The 20,913-nt window shown below is 49.4% G+C and carries 15 protein-coding genes; 7 read left to right on the forward strand and 8 right to left on the reverse strand.

The window, feature by feature from the left end; all coding sequences use genetic code 11:
• Positions 1–12 precede the first annotated feature (12 nt).
• The 3 genes from BMW71_RS20525 (at position 13) to BMW71_RS20535 (ending at position 1,541) form a co-directional block, all read left to right on the forward strand.
• Positions 13–336 (forward strand): high-potential iron-sulfur protein, encoded by a 324-nt coding sequence (locus tag BMW71_RS20525; protein WP_092178236.1) that lies wholly within the window; start codon positions 13–15, stop codon positions 334–336.
• A gap of 82 nt (positions 337–418) precedes the next feature.
• Positions 419–625 (forward strand): hypothetical protein, encoded by a 207-nt coding sequence (locus BMW71_RS20530; protein WP_092178238.1) that lies wholly within the window; start codon positions 419–421, stop codon positions 623–625.
• Between the two features lie 94 nt (positions 626–719).
• On the forward strand, positions 720–1,541 hold the full coding sequence (locus BMW71_RS20535) for a universal stress protein (protein ID WP_092178240.1): 822 nt from the start codon (positions 720–722) through the stop codon (positions 1,539–1,541).
• 51 nt (positions 1,542–1,592) lie between these two features.
• Here the strand turns inward: BMW71_RS20535 and araA are convergent, their stop codons facing one another.
• A complete protein-coding gene (araA, locus tag BMW71_RS20540) occupies positions 1,593–3,071 on the reverse strand; it encodes an L-arabinose isomerase (protein WP_092178242.1) in 1,479 nt (492 codons plus the stop codon).
• Positions 3,072–3,296: 225 nt separating this feature from the next.
• Here araA and BMW71_RS20545 point away from each other — a divergent pair, with 225 nt between their 5' ends.
• Positions 3,297–4,004: an L-ribulose-5-phosphate 4-epimerase gene (locus tag BMW71_RS20545; protein ID WP_092178243.1), complete on the forward strand. Its 708-nt coding sequence runs from the start codon at positions 3,297–3,299 to the stop codon at positions 4,002–4,004.
• Between the two features lie 83 nt (positions 4,005–4,087).
• On the opposite strand, the gene BMW71_RS20550 is transcribed toward BMW71_RS20545, so the two are convergent.
• The 4 genes from BMW71_RS20550 to BMW71_RS20565 are packed head-to-tail and all read right to left on the reverse strand — an operon-like array spanning position 4,088 to position 10,614.
• A complete protein-coding gene (locus BMW71_RS20550) occupies positions 4,088–7,498 on the reverse strand; it encodes an efflux RND transporter permease subunit (RefSeq protein WP_092178246.1) in 3,411 nt (1,136 codons plus the stop codon).
• Positions 7,499–7,505: 7 nt separating this feature from the next.
• Positions 7,506–8,636, reverse strand: coding sequence for an efflux RND transporter periplasmic adaptor subunit (locus BMW71_RS20555; RefSeq protein ID WP_092178248.1), 1,131 nt, complete (start codon positions 8,634–8,636; stop codon positions 7,506–7,508).
• Positions 8,637–8,657: 21 nt separating this feature from the next.
• Entirely contained in the window at positions 8,658–10,001 is a 1,344-nt protein-coding gene (locus tag BMW71_RS20560) for a TolC family protein (protein ID WP_092178249.1), read from the reverse strand.
• Positions 10,002–10,005: 4 nt separating this feature from the next.
• Entirely contained in the window at positions 10,006–10,614 is a 609-nt protein-coding gene (locus BMW71_RS20565) for a TetR/AcrR family transcriptional regulator (RefSeq protein WP_092178251.1), read from the reverse strand.
• A 361-nt stretch (positions 10,615–10,975) separates the two neighbouring features.
• Between BMW71_RS20565 and purL the strand changes: the two genes are divergently transcribed.
• Both purL and BMW71_RS20575 read left to right on the forward strand, forming a co-directional pair.
• Positions 10,976–14,665, forward strand: coding sequence for a phosphoribosylformylglycinamidine synthase (gene purL, locus BMW71_RS20570; RefSeq protein ID WP_092178253.1), 3,690 nt, complete (start codon positions 10,976–10,978; stop codon positions 14,663–14,665).
• A 127-nt stretch (positions 14,666–14,792) separates the two neighbouring features.
• Positions 14,793–15,815, forward strand: coding sequence for an LLM class flavin-dependent oxidoreductase (locus tag BMW71_RS20575; protein ID WP_092178255.1), 1,023 nt, complete (start codon positions 14,793–14,795; stop codon positions 15,813–15,815).
• A 19-nt stretch (positions 15,816–15,834) separates the two neighbouring features.
• On the opposite strand, the gene BMW71_RS20580 is transcribed toward BMW71_RS20575, so the two are convergent.
• The 3 genes from BMW71_RS20580 to BMW71_RS20590 all read right to left on the reverse strand — a co-directional run bounded on the left by BMW71_RS20580 (position 15,835) and on the right by BMW71_RS20590 (position 19,047).
• Positions 15,835–16,464 (reverse strand): MCP four helix bundle domain-containing protein, encoded by a 630-nt coding sequence (locus BMW71_RS20580; RefSeq protein WP_092178257.1) that lies wholly within the window; start codon positions 16,462–16,464, stop codon positions 15,835–15,837.
• 228 nt (positions 16,465–16,692) lie between these two features.
• Positions 16,693–18,804, reverse strand: coding sequence for a ferrous iron transport protein B (gene feoB, locus BMW71_RS20585; protein WP_092178259.1), 2,112 nt, complete (start codon positions 18,802–18,804; stop codon positions 16,693–16,695).
• Between the two features lie 3 nt (positions 18,805–18,807).
• The gene (locus BMW71_RS20590; RefSeq protein ID WP_241685067.1) at positions 18,808–19,047 is read right to left on the reverse strand and encodes a FeoA family protein; all 240 of its coding nucleotides are present in this window, start codon (positions 19,045–19,047) and stop codon (positions 18,808–18,810) included.
• A 424-nt stretch (positions 19,048–19,471) separates the two neighbouring features.
• Here BMW71_RS20590 and BMW71_RS20600 point away from each other — a divergent pair, with 424 nt between their 5' ends.
• Positions 19,472–20,875: an MBL fold metallo-hydrolase gene (locus BMW71_RS20600; protein ID WP_092178263.1), complete on the forward strand. Its 1,404-nt coding sequence runs from the start codon at positions 19,472–19,474 to the stop codon at positions 20,873–20,875.
• Positions 20,876–20,913 lie beyond the last annotated feature (38 nt).

The raw sequence follows: 20,913 nt of genomic DNA on the forward strand, positions 1-20,913 counted from the left end.
AAAACGCTTTACATGACACGACGAAAGCTTATCACCTACCTGTTTGGATCGACAGGACTTGTTTACCTGCTTGCACAATGTGCACCAAAAAAGAAGGAATACAGCTTGGAAGACATCACCGACTGCGCCGACCTGACGGGGCTTGATCCGGCCGAACTGGAAAAAAGAAAAAGCCTGGGATACGAATCGATTACACCCATCTCGGACAATCGATGCGATAATTGCCAACTTTACCTCCCCCCGACAGCCGAAAGAAAATGCGGCGGCTGCCAACTTTTCAAAGGGCCGGTAGAAGCGGGTGCCTATTGCACCTATTGGGCACCGAGAGTGGCGTAGCGCTAATGGATTGACTTCGGAAACTAATTAATTGGCAAACAAATTGCATTTCAGGTTTGTTCTAAGCATAAAACGCGAAATCATGGACAATTCCCTCACCCCTGTAGCCATCGTGACCGGCTTTCTATTGATATATGTGGTCGCGGTCGCAGTCAATCTCAATACCGCCATTATTCTACTGATGTTTTCCCTCTCTCCGGTCCTGATGATCTGGATGGTCATTCGGGTATTGAAAGCAGTCTTTGAGCCTGCGCATACCTTTGAGGAAAAATGGTACGAAGACCAATAGGGGTCGTTCCACAAAAAAAGTTGCGAAATGGTAATTTGCCGGTAAATGCCTATCTTTAATTCCACATTATGAATGGGCATTTTCTTTACCTACCATGAAGCAACTTATCGTACTCATCGATTTTTCCCCGTATACCCCCAACCTCTTACGGTTGGCATTTGAGTGGAAAAAAACGTATGGATTTTCACTCACTTTTGTTTACAAAGTAGCTGGGCTGGCTCCCACCCTTTCTAACGCCCCCGGCAAAGAAGAAATCATTGATTTTGAGAAGAAGGAAGCAAAAACCAAATTTTCGGAACAAGCAACAAAGCTGGGTGTCTCCGAAGATGAGGCTTCCTTCCTGGCAATAAGTGACCCACTAATTCGGTTTTTACAGGAAAAAACGGGCCCGGAAGATTTACTTCTCCTGGGATTGAAAGGTACCGGTTTCCTGAAAAAACTGCTTGTGGGCAGCACTGCTACCGATATTATCAATCGGCTTGATCGGCTTATTATCGCTTTGCCGAAGTCAATCGAGCAAACCATTCCAAAAAGACTGGTCCTGGCCTGTCATGTGAAGTACCCCTTTAACGAGCAAGCCTTATCGCTTTTGCTGCAAACCATCGGAAGTACCCTTACGGAAATCGAACTGCTGACCATCCTCTCCGATCCGTCGGAAAGGCAGGCGACCGAAGAATACTTAAACGATCTTCAGAAAAAACTAGACGCTGACTACTCCTGTTCAATTTCGTTGTATGAACACGTGGATGCCTTTGATACAATCAAAAACAGGTTGCGGGGTTTTCCTGACGATTACATTGTACTTCAAAAAGGGTCACGGACCTTAAATGACCAACTGTTCCGGAAATTCTTTATCAGCGATTTGGTACACGAAGGGGAGACCCCCCTGATGGTACTCCCCTGCGAAGAACCCTAAGCGTTTAATGCGGATTAACCATGCCCGGGGGCACCTTGAAAACAGGCCTTCTCAGATCCCAGCCCTTAGGGTGGCCTTAAAACTCCTAAGTGTTGTATGCGCATCAATAAGCAGGCACTCCAATCCGGCGATTTCTGCAAAATCTTCCAGAATTTCAACGGGCAGGTTTTGGCTGAAGCAGGTATGGTGGGCACCTCCTGCCAAAATCCAGGCTGCACAAGCTGTTTTAAAATCCGGAAGCGGCAGCCACATGGTTCGTGCCACCGGAAGCTTTGGTAGCTCGTGGGGAGGATAAATTGCACGAACCTCGTTTACGAGCAAACGATAGGAATTCCCGAGGTCGACCAGTGATGCATTCAGGGCATTTCCTTCGCCGGCGGTAAATACCAGCCGGACCGGATCTGCTTTTCCTCCGATACCCAATGGATGGATTTCGCACCGGATCGGGCCTTCCGCCAGGCACTCGTCCACTTCCAGCATGTGCGCACCAAGGACCAGACCTCCCTGCTCTTGGAAATCGTAGGTATAATCCTCCATAAATGCGTTGCCTCCGGGCAGGCCCGTACCCATCACTTTCATGGCACGTACCAGTGCCATGGTTTTCCAATCACCCTCTCCGGCATAGCCGTAACCCATTCGCATGAGGCGCTGCACCGCAATTCCGGGAAGTTGGTGCATCCCGTACAGGTCTTCGAAGGTATTGGTAAATCCCTTGTACGCACCTTCCTGCAAAAAATGGTGCAGTCCCAACTCAATACGTGCCGCTTCTACTAGAGAAGAACGCCGTGCTCCCCCCATTTTCAGCTTTTCATCCAAAATATACTTAGATTCGTATTCCTCGACCAGTTGGTCTACCGCCTGCTGCTGAATTTGATCTATTTGCTGTACCAAATCTCCCACGGCATGGGTGTTCACCGAAAACCCAAACTGCATTTCGGCACCAACCTTATCTCCTTCGGTGACGGCCACCTGACGCATATTGTCGCCAAACCGAACAAATTTCGCCCCCTGCCAATCGTGCCATCCAGCAGCTGCCCGGCTCCAAAAGTCAATTTCCTTATGCACCTGAGGATCCTTCCAGTGCCCGACTACTACCTTTCTTCGGACCTTCATTCGGGTGCAGATGTGTCCAAATTCCCGGTCTCCATGGGCACTTTGATTGAGGTTCATGTAGTCCATGTCAATGGTAGCCCAGGGGATTGATTCCCGGTATTGGGTATGCAAGTGAAGCAGGGGTTTTTGAAAGGTTTTCAGTCCATTAATCCACATTTTTGCGGGAGAAAAGGTATGCATCCAGGCAATCACCCCGATGCAGGAAGCATCGCTATTGGCCTCCTGAAAGACCCTGGTAATTTCTTCTGTCCGGGTGACTATTGGTCGGTACTCCACAGAAACCGACAGGGCTTCGGAATCATTCAAATACCTGGCTACCGTTTGGGCATGATCGGCTACTTCGGCAAGTACCTCCGGGCCATACAAATGTTGGCTACCGGTAACCAACCATATTTTTAGGGCGTTTAACTGCTTCATCGCTGTACTTGGGATTTCTTAAATGTCATAATTACACCTAAATTTGAAAACAAAAAAATAGAATAAAAAATAATTGCTAACTTTCTCCCGAAAGCCAGAAAAACCCCGACGGCAAGTCTACTAAAAATGGGAGCCCGTTTGCCAGGCTTCCCGTAGCAAACGGGCCGGTTTCTTCTGAGCCTGCTGCTGAAGGACGGCAGTTTTTTTTACAATAGAACGAAGACTATGAGTACGTACAAAGAGCTAAAAAGGGCTTGCTTTGAGGCGAATATGGCCTTACCCAAATTAAACCTGGTGGTATATACCTTTGGTAACGTCAGCCAGGCAGATGCCGACGCCGGCGTTTTTGCCATCAAGCCCAGCGGTATTCCGTACGAAGAACTTAAAGCCGAAGACATGGTGGTGGTTGATTTCGAGAACCAGGTGGTCGAGGGAAAAATGCGCCCCTCTTCCGACACACGTACGCATGGATTTTTATACCAGCGATGGAAAGGAATTGGTGGCATATGCCATACCCACTCCACCTATGCCGTTTCCTGGGCCCAGGCCCTGCGGGATATCCCCATTTTTGGTACCACCCACGCCGACCACAACACCCGGGCTATTCCCTGTGCACCACCCATGGCCGACGACCTAATCGCTGGCGATTACGAATACATGACCGGACAGCAAATTCTGGATTGCTTTCAAGACAAGCAGTTGTCCTACCAGGAAGTAGAAATGGTTTTGATTGGAAACCACGGTCCGTTTACCTGGGGAAAAGACGCCCAAAAAGCCGTGTACAACAGCCGGGTGTTGGAAGAAATTGCCCGCATGGCCTACCTGACCCTGCAGATTAATCCCGATGCACGCCCATTAAAAGCCTCACTGATACAAAAGCATTACGACCGAAAACACGGAGCAGGCGCCTATTATGGGCAAGAAAGCTGCTGACCGGCTAGGGGTATTAAAAAACCTCCGGAACAACGTTCCGGAGGTTTGAACACTTAAAAAAACCACCAACCTTTAATTAAAACTCATTGATTGCTCTTGCGAGCAACTGAATTTAATTTATCTGCCAATAAATACATGACAGGTACTATTACTAACGTCAAAAAGGTCGCAAAGGTTAGGCCGAATATCACCGTCCATGCCATCGGCCCCCAAAAATCTGCATTATCCCCCCCAATATAAAACTTGGGATCAAACGAGGAGAGCAATCCGTAGAAATCAATGTTCATCCCCAGCGCCAGTGGGATCAATCCCAGCACCGTAGTGATGGCGGTAAGCAGTACCGGACGTAAACGAATCTTCCCTCCCTGAATGATGCTATCGAGCAATTCTTCTTTGGAAAGGAACCCATCCTCCGGCACATTCAATTCCTGTCTCCTTCGTTCCCGCACCAGATTGGTGTAATCGATGAGTACGATGGCATTGTTTACCACCACCCCCGCCAGGGAGATAATCCCGATGCCGGTCATGATGATCACAAAGTTCATGTTAAATGCTACCAAGCCCAAGAATACGCCGATGGTACTAAAAACCACCGAAGCCATGATAATGAAGGGCGTGGTCACCGAATTAAACTGAGCAACGATGATAAGGAAGATCAAAGAGATGGAAATAGCCAGTGCCCGGGTAAGAAATTCCGCAGATTTGGCCTGCTCCTCCTGCTCTCCGGTAAAACTCACATCGATGCTCTCCGGAATCTCAATATCCTGAATGAGCCGCTTGATTTCGTTATTGATTTCGGTAGCATTGTACCCGTCGTTTACGTTGGAAAACAAGGTAATCACCCGCTCCAGGTCTTTTCGTTTCACCGAACCGTAGGTAGAGCTGTATTCCAGACTCGCCACGGAAGAAATAGGAATTTCTTTTTGATTGCCAAACTTATCCCGGAAGCTGATTTTCTTGTTGAGCAGCGCACCGATGTCGTATCGGTATTCGTCTGCCAGACGAAGTTGTATGGGGTAATCGTCTTCTCCTTCCTTGAATTTGGACACTTCCAGGCCAAAGAGCGCAGTCCGGAGCTCGTTGGCGATGGTGGACGTAGACAAGCCAAACCTACGGGCCTTTTCCCGGTCAATATCCAGTATCAACTCCGGGTTTCCCGTTTCCAAATCGGTCTTCAGTTCCTCAATCCCTTGGATTCCCGATTCGTTGATTTGTTCCCGCATCTGATTGACGAAGGCGATCAACTGGTCAAAATTCTCCCCACTGACCTCAATATTGATTGGTTTTCCTACCGGCGGCCCGTTACGCTGTTTATCTACGGTCAGCAATACCCCGGGATAACCTTCAGCGAGTTTCCGGATTTTCTCCATGACCTCGTTGGTATTAACACCTTTTCTAAATTGGTATTCAACAAAGCCAATGGTAATTTTTGCTTTATGGGGCGTAGAGGCCTGACTGGGTCCTTCCAAGGGGTCTCCGGTCCCCTCTCCTATTTGCGTTATGACCGACTCAATGATGTCTTCGTACGGTTCCAGAATTTCAAACAGATCGTCTTCCATCTGATTGACAAAGTCATTGGTAGCTTCGATATCGGTACCAATGGGTTCTTCCAGGTAAATGCTGACAAGGGCAGGCTGATTGTCCGGAAAGAAAAGAATTTTCGGTGCCCGAACGCCCAGCAATACCAACGAAATGACTAGCAGGAGAACCGTCCCTCCAAAGAACAAATAAGGCCCTTTTCCCTTTAAAGCAAAATGCAGGGTTTTTTCGTACAGGTTTTCGAGCTTCACCAAAAAGGAATTTTGAAACCAACGTATGGCCTTTCGGAGTGCGAAAACGTTAAACAAAGTCAGCAATGCACCCAAAAATAGCAGGTTTCCAAGGGCGATCCAGCCAGCGAAAAAGCAGACAATGGCCACAAAGGTAAGGGCTGCTGCTACGATCACCGGTTTCTTTACCGGTTTGTTTTGGTCCACGTCCTGTATCTTCATGTAAAGGGCAGTAAGTACGGGATTGATCACCAGCGCAACAAAAAGGGAGGAAGATAATACGATGATCAGCGTTATCGGCAGGTACTTCATAAACTCCCCGATGATATCGTCCCAGAAAGCGAGGGGGAGAAAAGCTGCCAGGGTGGTGGCCGTTGAGGTTATGATGGGCCAGGCCACCTCTCCCACTCCCTCCTTGGCTGCCCGCACAGCGGACTTACCCTCTTGCATGAGACGGTAGATATTTTCCACCACCACGATCCCGTTATCGACCAACATTCCCAATGCTAAAATCAGGGAAAATAACACCATTAGATTTAGCGTGACACCCAGGGAATTCAATACAAGGAAAGAAATAAACATGGATAGAGGGATAGCGATCCCCACAAACAGCGCATTTCTGAATCCGAGAAAAAACATGAGAACCAATACCACGAGGATTACCCCGGAAATAATGCTATTTTCCAGGTTATCCACCTGTGATCGGGTCGCCTTGGACTGATCATTGGTGATCGTAACTTCCAAATCTTCCGGAAAGCGGTCCGTTTTCACTTCTTCGATCAATGCTTTGATTTTGTCGGAGGCGTCCAGTAGGTTTTCTCCGCTTCTCTTGACCACGTTGATGGTGACGACCGGGAGTTTGTTGCTTCGGGCGTAGCTTTCCCGCTCTTTGTACGTATCGCTCACGGATGCCACATCCCGCAGGTATACGATCTTTTCGTTTTCAGTCTTTACAATGACGTTTTCGAGCTGCATGGGATCGGTAAACTCGCCAGCTATCCGCAGGGTTCTGCGGTAATCCCCGGAAAGGATATTTCCTCCGGAAATGGTCACGTTCTCATCCGCCACCGCACCAGAAATGTCCGAAAAGGTCACTCCGTGCGATTCCATTTTGTACAAATCGGCATCAATGCGGATTTCCCGTTCGATGGTTCCACTCAGGTCGGCACTGGAAATTTCGGAAAGCTTCTCAATCTCATCTTCCAGAAACTCCCCGTATTTTTTGAGTTCCTGTTCCGTGTAGTTTCCGGAAATATTGACGTTCATGATGGGAAATTCCGAGGTATTGATTTCCAAAACATCGGGGTCCCGGTCCAGATCGGAAGGCAGCTCGCTTTTGGCTTTGTCCACGGCATCCTTCACGTCCTGAAGGGCCTTGGAAATGTCCACGTTGGGATTGAACTCCACCACGATGGACGAAAAATCCTGTATGGAAGTAGAGCTCACGTCCTTCAGGTTATTGATGGATTTGAGTTCTTTCTCAATGGGTCGGGTAATCAAATTTTCCATGTCCACCGGAGAGTTTCCGGGATAGGCCGTTCCCACGTAGACGGTCGGTATGACGATCTCCGGAAAACTTTCCTTCGGCATGGTGCGGTAGGCAAAAATGCCCAAAAATGTGATGATTAGCGTCAGGATGACCACACTCGTCCGGTTGTCTACCGAAAGCGAGGATATCCCAAACTCTCTGATCACGCCTTTATTTGAATTTTCTTCTGTAGCCATAAATGCGTTAGGATGCGATGTTTACACTAAAATTATCCCCAACTTCCCGGAAGCCTTTGTCTACCAATGTTTCGGAGCCGCTCAAACCATCCAGGATTTCTGTTTTCCCCTCATAGGTCATGCCTCGCTCCACATATCGTTTACGAGCCATCCCCTCTTCTACCACAAATACGTAACTTCCTTTGTTGTCCTGCAAAATCAGATAGGTAGGCACCGTCACAGCGTTGGTGTTGCGGTAATCCTGTATGTTTAGCACCGACAGCATGTTGGGTTTTACATTTTCCATTTTTGGCAAAAATACTTCCACTTTAAAGGTTCGGTTGTTGGGGTCAATAATCCTGCCGATTGCGGTTACTTTCGTATCCAAGGACTTGTCAATGGAAGGAAAGTGAATACTTACAGAATCTCCCTTGTCCAGGATGCCCACGTACCGTTCCGATATATCTCCTTCGATAAACAGGTCGTCCTCTCCTACCATGTTTACGATGGGCGTCCCCGGTTGAACCAGCTCGCCTACACGTACCAGCAATTCCTCGACGGTCCCGTCAAAAGGTGCCCTTACCGTGGTTCGGTCCTTTTGCAGCTGCAGGGAAGAAAGGTTCTTTTCCAGGGTTTCCATCCGGTTTTTTGCCTCCAGGTACTGGATTTCCGTTCCGATCTGCTGCTTCCACAAGCGCTCCTGCTTTTCAAAAACGGTTCTGGCCAATTCCAACTGGGTCTGAATCTCATCCAGATTTCGCTCAACGGATTCGGCGTTGATTAGTGCAATCACCTGTCCCTTACGGATCGACATTCCCTCCCGGGTAACCACTTCCTCAATACGTCCGGAGACTTCGGCACTGATGTTGACATTTTTCTTCGAAAGGACCGAGCCGGTTACTTCCACATAATGCTCAAAATTTCCCTTTTCGGGTTGGAGGGTCGTGATCAATACCGATTTCCGCTGGTTTTTCCGGAATTCGGGGTCCAGTTGGGAAAGTTCGGTTTCCAGTTCCTCAATTTTTACCTTCAGCGCTGCGGCCTCCGATTTATACGCATCCAGCTGCTCCTTCTTTTCGGTTAGCTCGTCCTTAGGCGCCGAACAGGAAACTACCCCGATGATCAGGGCCAGGCTTAAAAACTTAATTGTATTTTTCATAAAGGTATGGTATTCGTTTCTTTAGTTTAAAATTCCCAATGCTTTTTCCAAATCAACCTTCGCAATGAAGGCATCGTATAAGGCAGAAAAATAATTGGTCTCGGCTTCCTTAAGCGCGGAATCCGCCTCGACTACTTCCAGGTTTGAGCCTACGCCCTCCTGGTATTTTATTTTGGCCATATCGTATACCTCCAGTGCCAGATCCCGGTTTTCACGTTGCACTTCCAGGGACTTTAGGCTATTTACCAGGTTCTGACGGGCTTGGTATTTTTCTACGACGATATTCTGGAGCAGCGACTCCTTCTGCACCTCTAACTGCCGCAGTTGTACCCGGTTCTGTTGAATTTTGTATTTCTTGGTAAATCCATCAAAGATGGGGATCTGTAGGGTTACCCCCAGGACGGAACCGGTAAACCATTCGCCGGACCAAAGCCCAGGAAAATTACCACCGAAAGAGTTTCGTTGGTAGGTAAAATTGGCATCGAGGCGGGGCATGTATTGAATCTGGTTGTTTTTTAGGTCCAGGGTGGCCAACTCGTAATTGGTATTGATCTGGTCGATTTCTATCCGGCGCTCCCCTTCCTCCAGCAGCAATCGCTCGGCATCGAGCAGGGCTTCCATAGCCAAAATGGTGTCTACAAGGTTGATTTCCTGGTCTTGGGGTAGCCCCATCTGAAATTTCAGCAAGCGCAAACTGATGCGACTTGCCGTCTCAGCCTTGTCCAGTTCCGTTTGAATGTTGTTGTGCTGCACCCGGATTCGGGTAACGTCGATCTTCTCTGCAAAACCCTCTTCGTACAAGATTTCCGTCTCTTTCAACAGGGTATCGATTCGGCTTAAATTTGCCCGAACCAACGCTTCGCGTTCCCGACTCACCAATACCGAATAGTAGGCTTTCTTGACATTTTCGATCACCTCCAGTTCGGTATATTTCCGGTCGACCTCTGCCAGCTGCCGGTAGGTTTTGGCTGCCTTCAGACCGATAAAATACGAGCCATTAAAAATCATTTGAGAAACCGTTGCCGTCAACCCCGCGGTATATTCCGGGGAAAACTGTACGCCAATAAATTCTCCCTCGGGCGCTTCAGGGTCGAAAATGATCGCCGGAAACGGAGTAACCGGAACGACCAGATTTTTTGTGGCATTAAGATTTGCATTGATCTGGGGAAGCCCTTCCGCGGTGCGTTCTCCTACAAGACCCCTTGCTGCTTCTATTTCCAGCCGGGCATTTCTGGCCTCTACGTTGTTTTCCAGGGCATAGGCGACACTTTCTTCCAGTGTGAACGGCACTTGTTGGGCGTGCACCAGCGTGCTGCTTCCAACCACCCAAACAAAAACGAATAAAATTACCGGTTTAAACTTCATAAAATTAAGATTCCTGTGTTTGTAGTTTTTTGTAATAGGTATTTCTTCCCTGATCAGTAAGTATTCCATGTATAAAATGGTCCAATAGCTGCATGTGGTAATCCAGCAACGTATATTTTTCCTGGGGTAAATTTCCGGAGATAAAACTAGTAATCTGATTCAATCGCATGAATGCCAAAATTTCTGAATTGATTTCGCTCCTGAAATCCCCCGATTGTTTACCCTCTTCCAAAATCTGCACAATCCCTTTCCAGGCATGCTCCCGTTTGAATTCCTCCAGCTTTTTCCAGCATTTGGGGTAAAACCGCTGCACATCGTGCAGCAACAAAGGGTTCATTTTGGAAAAACGCTCCCGCAGGTACCGGGTCATCTGCAAAAGGTGATCAATCACCCCCTCTTCCGACTCCATCATTTCATAAAACGCACACTCGTCCGCTTCAAGCGCTGCATCGAAAGCAGCCGTTACCAGATCTTCTTTACTTGCAAATTCCTCATAAATGGTTTTCTTAGACATGCCTGCCTGCCGGGCAATTTCATCCATGGTGACGGCACGTACACCAAAGACAAAAAATTGCTCCAAAGCTACCTGAATTATTTTCTCTCTTGTTTCCAACTATTCTTCTATAAACTTCCTGCCAAAAAACTCTGGAAACTTTCGAAAGGTTCAAAGTTTCCGTGAAATTAACTATTTTTTTTAATAAAGAAGAAAAAGCTACATTTTTCGCATCAAAATCCCGTTTCTATCTGTCCGAATTCATCGATAGATACCCGGAGAATGATCGTATTCTTTCAAATAATCGGAGCAACGGTACCGGCCAATGCCATTCCCTTGTCCGATAATGAACGTATTACGGAAAAAAATATCCGATTGCGAACAGGTACCCGCGCAGCAGAACGGTTTGTGATGACGATAGGCGGTAATTTTCCAAAGCAATTTTGTACCTTTGCTGCTTCATTTTACCATCACATTCTCTATGACTATTTTCTTTTTTCAATCGCTGGAAAAAACCGTATACGCCCTGGAAAGCGGGCAGGCCATGGATTCAAACACCCTGCAAAAACTAAGCTGGCTCTTCGGCGGGGCGGAGTTTCTGGAAAAAGACCGCATTCCAGGGAAATTTTTTGGGCCGAGAAAAGAAATGATCACTCCCTGGTCTACCAATGCGGTGGAAATCTGCCAAAACATGGGCATTAGCGGTATCCGAAGAATCGAAGCATTCGTGCCCTGGTCTGAAGAACTCGCCCTGGACCCCATGTTGCAACGCCTCTATCCCGAGCTGGATCAAGCGCTATTCTTCGTTGAAAAGACGCCCGACCCGATTCTTTCGATCAACGATATCAACGCCTACAATGCGCAGGAAGGGCTGGCCCTCAACGCCGAGGAAGTGGCCTACCTGCAGGGAGTGAGCGAATCCCTGGGTAGACCCCTGACCGATAGCGAAGTATTTGGCTTTAGCCAGGTGAATTCCGAGCATTGCCGACACAAAATTTTTAACGGCACCTTCGTCATTGATGGGGAGGAAAAACCCCTTTCCCTTTTTCAGTGGATCAAAAAAACCTCCCAGGCCAATTCAAATGGGATTGTTTCAGCCTATAAAGACAATGTAGCCTTTGTCAAAGGGCCGAAAGCCCTGCAATTTGCTCCGGTAAATCAAGAAAAAGCGGACTTTTTTGCAATCCGGGAGATTGAAACCGTGCTCTCCCTAAAGGCAGAGACCCATAACTTTCCCACCACAGTAGAACCGTTTAATGGCGCAGCGACGGGTTCCGGAGGAGAGATACGGGACCGGATGGCAGGAGGTACCGCCTCCATTCCGCTGGCCGGCACCGCCGTGTACATGACCTCCTATCCGCGAACAGCTCCCGACCGAACCTGGGAAGCCGGGCTGCAAGAACGAAACTGGCTGTACCAAAGCCCGCTGGATATCCTAATCAAAGCCTCCAACGGAGCAAGTGATTTCGGTAACAAATTTGGGCAACCGCTGATTTGCGGGAGTTTGGTAACCTTCGAGCATCAGGAACACGACCGAACCTGGGGGTTTGATAAAGTCATCATGCTGGCCGGAGGCGTGGGTTTTACCCGGGCACCCTACAGCCTGAAGAAACAAGCCAGCAAAGGGAACAGCATCGTATTGATGGGGGGTGACAATTACCGTATCGGGATGGGAGGCAGTGCGGTATCCTCGCTGAATACGGGGGAACTTACGCATGCGCTGGAGCTGAATGCCGTGCAGCGATCCAATCCGGAAATGCAAAAACGAGTGGCGAATGTCATCCGCGCCATGGCCGAAAGCGAGGACAATCCCATCCTTTCCATTCACGACCACGGAGCCGGCGGGCACCTGAATTGCCTTTCCGAATTGGTGGAAGAAACCGGAGGCACCATCCATCTGGAAAAATTACCTTTGGGTGATCCCACCCTATCGGCCAAGGAAATTATCGGCAACGAGTCTCAGGAACGAATGGGACTGGTACTGGAAAAATCGCAGTTGGAAACCATCAAAAAGATAGCAGCACGCGAACGAGCCCCTTTCTACGAAATCGGAGAAACCACCGGCGATTTTCATTTTCGGTTTGAAAACAGCGAAACGGGCGAAAAACCCATTGACTGGAGCTTGCAGCACATGTTTGGATCCTCTCCAAAAACCGTCCTGGAAGACCAACGTTCCCACCTTTCTTTTGCGAATCCCGAATACAGCCAGCAGGAGCTAGGCGAATACCTGCATCAGGTTTTGCAGTTGGAAGCAGTGGCCTGCAAAGATTGGCTGACCAATAAAGTGGACCGTTCTGTCACCGGACGAGTGGCCTGCCAGCAAACTACCGGGCCTTTGCAACTGCCGCTAAATAACGTGGCTGTGATGGCCATGGACTACAGCGGAGCCAAGGGTATAGCCACCTCCCTCGGCCATGCACCTGTAGCGGCCTTATCCAGTCCGGAGAAAGGCTCCCGGCTGGCGATCGCCGAGGCGTTGACCAACTTGATATGGGCACCACTAACAGAGGGGCTAAAGGGCGTGTCCTTGAGCGCGAATTGGATGTGGCCGGCAAAAAACCCCGGTGAGAATGACCGCTTGTACCGAGCGGTAGAAGCGTGTAGCCAGTTCGCCATCGATCTGGGGATCAATATCCCTACCGGGAAGGACTCTCTTTCCATGACCCAAAAATACCCGGACGGGAAGACCGTGCTGGCACCCGGAACGGTCATCATCTCTACGGTTGGGGAATGCGCCGACATCAACCGCATCGTTTTTCCCACACTGAAACCAATAGCCGGCAGTGGCCTGCTGTACCTGGACTTTTCCAAAGATGAGGCAAGATTGGGAGGAAGCGCCTTTGCCCAAATCCGTCAACGCATCGGTGCCGATGCGCCAGATGTGATCGACGCGGCCTATTTCGTTCGTGCGTTTGCAGCGGTTCAGCAACTGATCCGGGAGGATGTGGTTCTGGCCGGTCACGATATTTCTTCGGGTGGGTTGATCACTAGCCTGCTGGAAATGTGCTTCCCTAATGAGAATTCCGGCTTGCAGGTGCATGTGGAAAACCTGAAAGAAAAAGACCCGGTAAAGGCCCTGTTTTCGGAAAATCCGGGATTGGTTATTCAGGTCCAAAACCCGGATAGCGTAAGCGCCCGCCTGAAAGCGGAAGGAATTGACGCCATTTCCATTGCCAGCCTTGCTTCCGACGGAGCGTTGCGCATTCCAGCGCTGGATCTCGATTGGAACGTAGCGGAGCTTCGGGATACATGGTACCGCTCTTCCTACCTGTTGGACCGGCAACAGTCTGGCGAACAATTAGCCAAGGAGCGGTACGAGCACTACAAAAATCAACCCTTGGCATACACCTTTCCGGCAGCCTGGCAAGGCACCTACCAATCGCTGCATCTAAATCCGGCACGAAAAAATGCCACCGGTACCCGAGCGGCAATCATTCGGGAAAAAGGGGTCAACGGGGATCGGGAAATGGCCTATGCCCTGTGGCTTGCTGGTTTTGACGTCAAAGACATTCACATGACCGATCTGATTTCGGGAAGAGAAACCCTTGCGGACGTAAACATGATTGTTTTTGTAGGTGGTTTCTCCAATTCCGATGTATTGGGATCAGCCAAAGGATGGGCTGGTGCCTTTCTTTACAATGAAACAGCCAAACAGGCCCTGGACCGATTTTACGCAAGGGAGGATACCTTGAGTCTGGGCGTCTGCAACGGATGTCAGTTGATGGTGGAACTGGGGCTGGTCAACCCAGAACATGCGCAAAAAACCAAAATGTTGCACAACGAAAGTCATAAATTCGAATCGGCATTCGTCAACGTGACCATACCCGAAAACAATTCGGTGATGTTGCGCTCCCTTTCCGGGCTGCGACTGGGTGTATGGGTAGCGCATGGAGAGGGCAAGTTCCATCTACCGATGGATGCCTCGGATTATCACAGTTGCATGCACTATTCCTACACGAGCTATCCCGGTAACCCCAACGGTTCGGACCGTGCGGTGGCCGGTTTGGCCTCCAAAGATGGCAGGCACCTGGCCATCATGCCCCATATCGAGCGCTCCCTTGCTCCCTGGAACTGGCCCTATTTCCCGGAGGGCGATCGACAGCAGGAGGTAACTCCCTGGATTCAAGCCTTTATCAACGCAAAGAACTGGGTGGACGCTCAGAAAGGGTAGGTACGTGGTAGAAATTAAGGAAGGGATGGATTTCCCCCAGCAGTAAAGCCATCCCGCCTCTTAACCGGATGGGAAAATCGGTTGCCACCGGGGAACTAAAAGAAAATTCCGCAAGTTTCCCCAGTTGATGCAGCGCGCAATTCCCTTTTCCGTTCTTGAGCTGGCCCTTCTTAAAAAAGAAGATACCGCCGCCGACGCCTACCGCCGGAGCCTGGAGCTGGCCCGACATGCCGAAAATCAGGGTTACAAGCGATTTTGGCTCGCAGAACATCACAACATGCCCTGGGTGGGAAGCTCCGCCCCTACTATCTTGATGGGGTACATCGCTCAGGGAACCCGGCGCATTCGAGTAGGTTCCGGGGGCATCATGCTGCCCAACCACAGTCCGCTTGTCGTTGCCGAACAAATCGGTACCCTGGAATCACTTTATCCCGGCAGAATAGACCTCGGATTTGGCAGGGCTCCCGGAACTGATCAACGAACCGCTGCATCCTTGCGAAGGGGAAGGCTGGAAACCGTACAGGAATTCCCCCAAGATTTGGAAGAATTGCAGGGGTATTTTTCAGAGGAGAACCTAGACAGCCCGGTCCGGGCCTTTCCAGCAGAAGGACTTCCTGTTCCCTTCTACTTACTGGGTTCAAGCATGGACAGCGCCCGTCTGGCAGCAGCTAAGGCGATGCCGTATGTGTTTGCCAGTCATTTTGCGCCCACGTATTTCCAACAGGCCGCCAGCTACTACCGTCGCCACTTTAGGGCATATTCCCCGGGTTCCAGGCCTTACCTGATTGCCTGCATCAATGTGGTGGCCGCAGAAAGCCAGAATGAAGCGGAATTTCTAAACAGCTCATTTTATCAAATGGCCCTGGGAATAATCCGCGGCCGTTCGGTTCCTCTCGCGGCTCCCGTTGCATCCATGGATGCCCTGTGGACTGCACAGGAAGCAGCTGCCATTCGGCACATGACGACCTATAGCTTTGTGGGGGATTTTGATCGGGTAAAAAATGGATTGGCGGCATTTGTCCGGGAACATCGCCCGGATGAACTAATGATCAGCAGCAGCATCTACGATCAGGAAAAACGACTAACCTCCTACGCCCTGGCTGCCCAGGCGATTCAATCCCTCAGCGGAAGCCTGCAACCCAAGGTCTGAACCGATGAGCTTGCCAGCGTCAATTCATCCGGGAGTTGGTTGGCCATTTTGGGGGACCGGTCGTCCTGGATGCGAATAAAAGCGCCTGGATAAGGAGCCCAATGACAATAAGAACTACCATCTCAAACTGGGATATCAGGCTGCCCCGGTGAAAAATCCGATCGGTTTTCGATTTTAGTTTATCGGCTTCGGTCAACTGAATCTGGGAAAGAAAGTGCAGGTCCATAAAAGCCGATTGAATCATCGTCTCCTCACTCGCGAGGTCACCCTCCTTTAGCCGTAGGTTCATTTCCTTTGTCAACCCTGTGAAATGAAGAAAATACTTCGCCTCTTCTTCCGTCAGACGGGTTGCCTGATACAGTTGGTTTAGCGTATCGATTTCCGTCAAGAGCCGGTTGGCCACCCGCTGCTTTTGCACCAACGAACTACTGGGGTCGTTAATTGCTAATTGGAGGGTATGCAGCTTTTCAGAAAAATCTAAAATATAGCTTTCTGCCACGAGACGATCCCGGTAGATCGCCTCAAATGCAGTTTCCAACTCAGTTATCTGGTTTCGTTGGTTGATGTTGGTCACCATTACCAACAAGATGACACCAAAAAGTAGTGAGGCAGCGGTTAGTTTGTGCTTAATGCTATACATCCAATTCATTACAGCTTTTCCAGTTTAGATTTCAGCCAACGAGGAAAGAAAATCTTTCGCAGCAAATCTACGGGGAAAAGGTTAAAAAAAAAGCAGGAAACACGGGTAAAATCAGTTGCATTTTTCACAACCGCAACCATGCTTGTTTTTGACCGGCTTTTTTACCAGCAACTTGTAGCCCCAATACCCGAGAACTCCAGCAAACAATATCCCTACGATTAGCTCCTGCCACATCATTTATGCAAATAATTGATACGTAACCAATGCCCCCAAATAGGCGACAATCGTCATACCAATCGTTTGGATCAGCGGCCATTTCCAACTTTTGGTTTCCCGATACACAACCGCCACGGTACTCATGCATTGCATGGCCAGGGCGTAAAACACCATCAATGAAAATCCGGTGGCCCGGGTAAATACTTTTTCCCCCGTATCGGCATGCACCTGTTTATCTAATTTTTCCCGAATGGTAAGTTCGTCTTCCACATCTTCCCCCACGCTATATATGGTGGCAACCGTGGCAACAAATACTTCCCTGGCGGCAAAAGAGGTCAGTAGCGCGATACCGATCTTCCAGTCGTAGCCCAACGGACGCAAGGCAGGCTCAATTGCTTTTCCCAACAGGCCGATGTAGGAAGCTTCCAGCTTTTTGGAGGCAAATTCAGAAGCCAGTTCGTGTTTCTGCTCTTCGGAGGCGGCTGCCAGCGCCTCTTCTTTTTGTGCGTTCAGGGTTTCCATCTGCCCGGAAGGCCCGTAACTGGCCAGCACCCAAAGTACGATGGAGATGGCGAGGATGACTTTTCCAGCTTCTAGAACGAATATTTTTGACTTGTTGTACATGGTGAGCAGCACCGTTTGCCAACGGGGCATGCGGTAGATGGGCAGATCAGTCATCAAAAAACTTCGTTCCTTTGTCCGAAGTACGTATTTCAGGGCAAGTGCTCCCAACAAAGTAAATAGCGTACCAAACAGGTACATCACCAGCAAGGCCAGTGCCTGTAGGTTAATGCCCAACCAGGTACTGTCGGGAACCGTCAAGCCGATCAGAATGATGTACACCGGCAATCGGGCCGAACAGCTCATCCAGGGTGTCACCAGGATGGTAATTAAGCGTTCTTTGGTATTGCTGATGTTTCGGGTAGCCATGATGCCCGGAATGGCACAAGCCATTCCCGAAATGAGGGGCACCACACTTTTGCCATGTAATCCGAAAGGACGCATGAGCCGATCTGTCAGAAAAACGACCCGGGAAAAATACCCCGTATCTTCCAAAAACGCCAGAAACCCAAATAGTAGCGCGATCTGCGGGATAAAAATCACCACACCTCCAATACCCGTGATGATACCTTCGGACAGTAAATCCGTGAAAACGCCCGGTGGCAAAACCTCCGCTACCCATCCACTTAGCGCCGCAAAGGTCCCGTCAATCAGGTCCATAGGGGTCTCCGCCCAGGCGAAAATGGCCTGGAATATCAGCAACATGATCAACAAAAAGGTGAGGTAACCCCAAACCGGATGCATAAAAACCGCGTCCAGGCTGGCCTGCCATTTTCCGGGGCTCCTGGTAACTGAAGATTGAGCCGTTGAAAGCAGGGACTTTATTTTCCCAAGACGCTGTTCGGTCTCGCGGGTTTGCTGCTCAAGCCCGTCAAAACCGTATTCGGCTGCCTTTCTTTCCAACCATTCTTTTTTCGTAGCAGGGAGAACCGGGTCAAACCCGGCAAAAATCAACTGTTGGAAGGCCTGATAATCGGTAGCAAAATCAAATTCTGCTTTCACCTCTCGGAGTAAATCGGTGAAGCCCATTTGATGAAACGGTTTGCCTTCCTCAAAATTCCCTTTCAGCAATAGCTCCCGAACAGCGTCCATTCCCTGATTATTTCTGGCATCGGTCATGACCAAGGGAACCCCGAGCGTTTGGTACAACGCAAAACTGTGAATGGTCAATCCCCGCTTCTCGGCCAGGTCTTTCATGTTGACAATGAAGGCCATGGGAATCCCTAAATCGATCACCTGGGTACCCAACAGCAAGCTTCGCTCCAGGTTACAGGCATCCAGTACGACCAGAGCTGCATCGGGCTTGTCTACCCCTTGGCCGTTTAGCACTTTATGGGCGATGATTTCGTCCTCGGATTTCGGATACAAACTGTAGGTACCGGGAAGATCAATCAATTCAAAACTGTGGGACCCGATACGGGCCTGTCCAACCATCTTATCCACAGTCATGCCCGGATAATTGCCAATTTTTTGGTTTAATCCCGTCAGTTGGTTGAAAATACTGGATTTCCCCACATTGGGATTGCCAATGATGGCAATGCGTCTTAGGGCCTGTTTTTCGGCAATTTCCATGCGTTAGACTTCTTTTAGTTGAATGAGGGCGGCTTCTTCTATACGTAAGGCAATGATGTTCCCATCGATCAAAAACGCCATGGGACCTTTGAATGGGGCTTTTTTAAAAAGCCGGATTTGTTTACCAGGAAGGATGCCCATCTCCATCATGCGCACCAGTAAGGGCGTGTTGGCTATACTCACAATTTCGTACGATAGGTCAGTTCTCAGATCGGCTGCCGTCATGGGGATACCTGTGGTCATTTTTTTCTCCAGATCAACGATTCACGAGGCAATTTTACTACAATTTTCCCGAAATAGTAAAGAATCAGCCCTTTATTTAGATTGAATAAATCATTGGTGAACGTTACCCAACCAGGAGGATACACCCAATCCTTTTACCGGACAGCATTTTCGTCTCCCGCAGCAGCCACCCTTCTGGTGGACCACCGGTACAAAAACCTGCGACGACGAATTTTACAGTGGAAATAAAATCGGTACTGCCTTCCTGAATCCCCCCTTCGGTCTTGGTTACTGGTAAAAAGCCTAAATTTACAGTCAAAACCGACTTAGGTAATAAATATCACATTTTGGGAGCCAAAGAATCCCTAACATTGTAGAAGCATTGGGCAGGCCAAAAGAACTGTCCGGAAAGTGAAATCAGACTAGAAATAAAAACTAAAAGACAATGTTTTTCGAATTAGTATACGATAAGAGTCTGGCGCAGGCCAGTTATGTAGTAGGATGTCAGGCGGGGGGCGTAGCAGCCGTAATCGACCCGAAACGAGACGTGGACACGTACCTGCAAATAGCCAAAGCCAATAACATGAAAATCACCCATATATTGGAAACGCACATTCACGCCGATTTCCTGAGTGGTTCGCGGGAACTTGCCGCGCTGACCGGTGCCGACATGTACCTGTCCGACATGGGCGACGAAAATTGGAAATACGAATTTCCCCATAAAAAACTGCGCCATGGGGACCGGGTGAAATTGGGTAACCTCAATTTTGATGTATTGCATACCCCCGGTCATACACCGGAAAGCATTAGTTTCCTACTGACCGATACCCCGGCATCCCAGGAACCCGTGATGTTGTTTACTGGCGACTTTGTTTTCGTCGGCGATGTGGGAAGACCCGACTTGCTCGAACAGGCCGCTGGCTTGAAAGGCACCCAGGATATCGGAGCGGCACAAATGTTTGATTCCTTGCAGGAATTCAACAAGCTGCAGGAATTTATTCAGGTATGGCCGGGACACGGTGCCGGATCGGCCTGTGGAAAATCCCTGGGCGCTGTTCCCATGTCTACGGTAGGCTACGAGAAAATCCGAAACTGGGCGATGCAGCTATTGGATGACAAAGCTGCCTTTAGCAAAGAACTACTGGCGGATCAGCCAGAGCCCCCCCGGTATTTTGCCATGATGAAAAAACTCAACAAGGTGGACCGGAAACTGCTAACCGAGGTGCCCAAAATCGAAAACCTATCGAAGCAGGCATTTGAACAGGCCGAAAAAGGAGGCATGAAAATCATCGATACCCGTACTCCCGAGGCCTTTTCCAAGGGTTTTCTGAAGGGATCGCTCAATATTGCCAACAACAACTCCTTCTCCACCTGGATGGGCTGGTACATGAATTACGAAGAATCCTTCGTTCTGATTGCCGACCAGGCAGAGGTAGACGACCTGACACGCAAACTGATGCGTATCGGCCTGGATAACCTCCATGGATTCATTACTCCGGAGCAATTACAGCAATACAAAGGACAGGCATTGGAATCCTACCAGCCCGTGACGATCGAAACGGTGGAAGCGCTGCTAGACGAGGGCAAGGCACAGGTGATCGATGTGCGTGGCGCCGCTGAATTCAAAAAAGGACACATCGAGGGTGCCGACAACCTATTCGTCGGCAAGCTGGATAAAAACCTGGATAAAGTCTCCAAAGAAAAACCGGTGGTGGTGCATTGCCAAAGTGGGGGTCGGGCGGCCATCGCCTACTCCCTGCTGAGAGCACATGGCTTCGACAATGTCTCCAACTATGCCGGTGGTTGGGAGGACTGGAGCCGCAAGAAAGAAAAAGCAACGGCAGAATAGGAAAAAGCGGGACATCCACCAGACGTCCCGCTTTTTTT

The sequence above is a fragment of the Cyclobacterium xiamenense genome, assembly GCF_900109255.1.
Classification (GTDB): Bacteria; Bacteroidota; Bacteroidia; order Cytophagales; family Cyclobacteriaceae; genus Cyclobacterium; species Cyclobacterium xiamenense.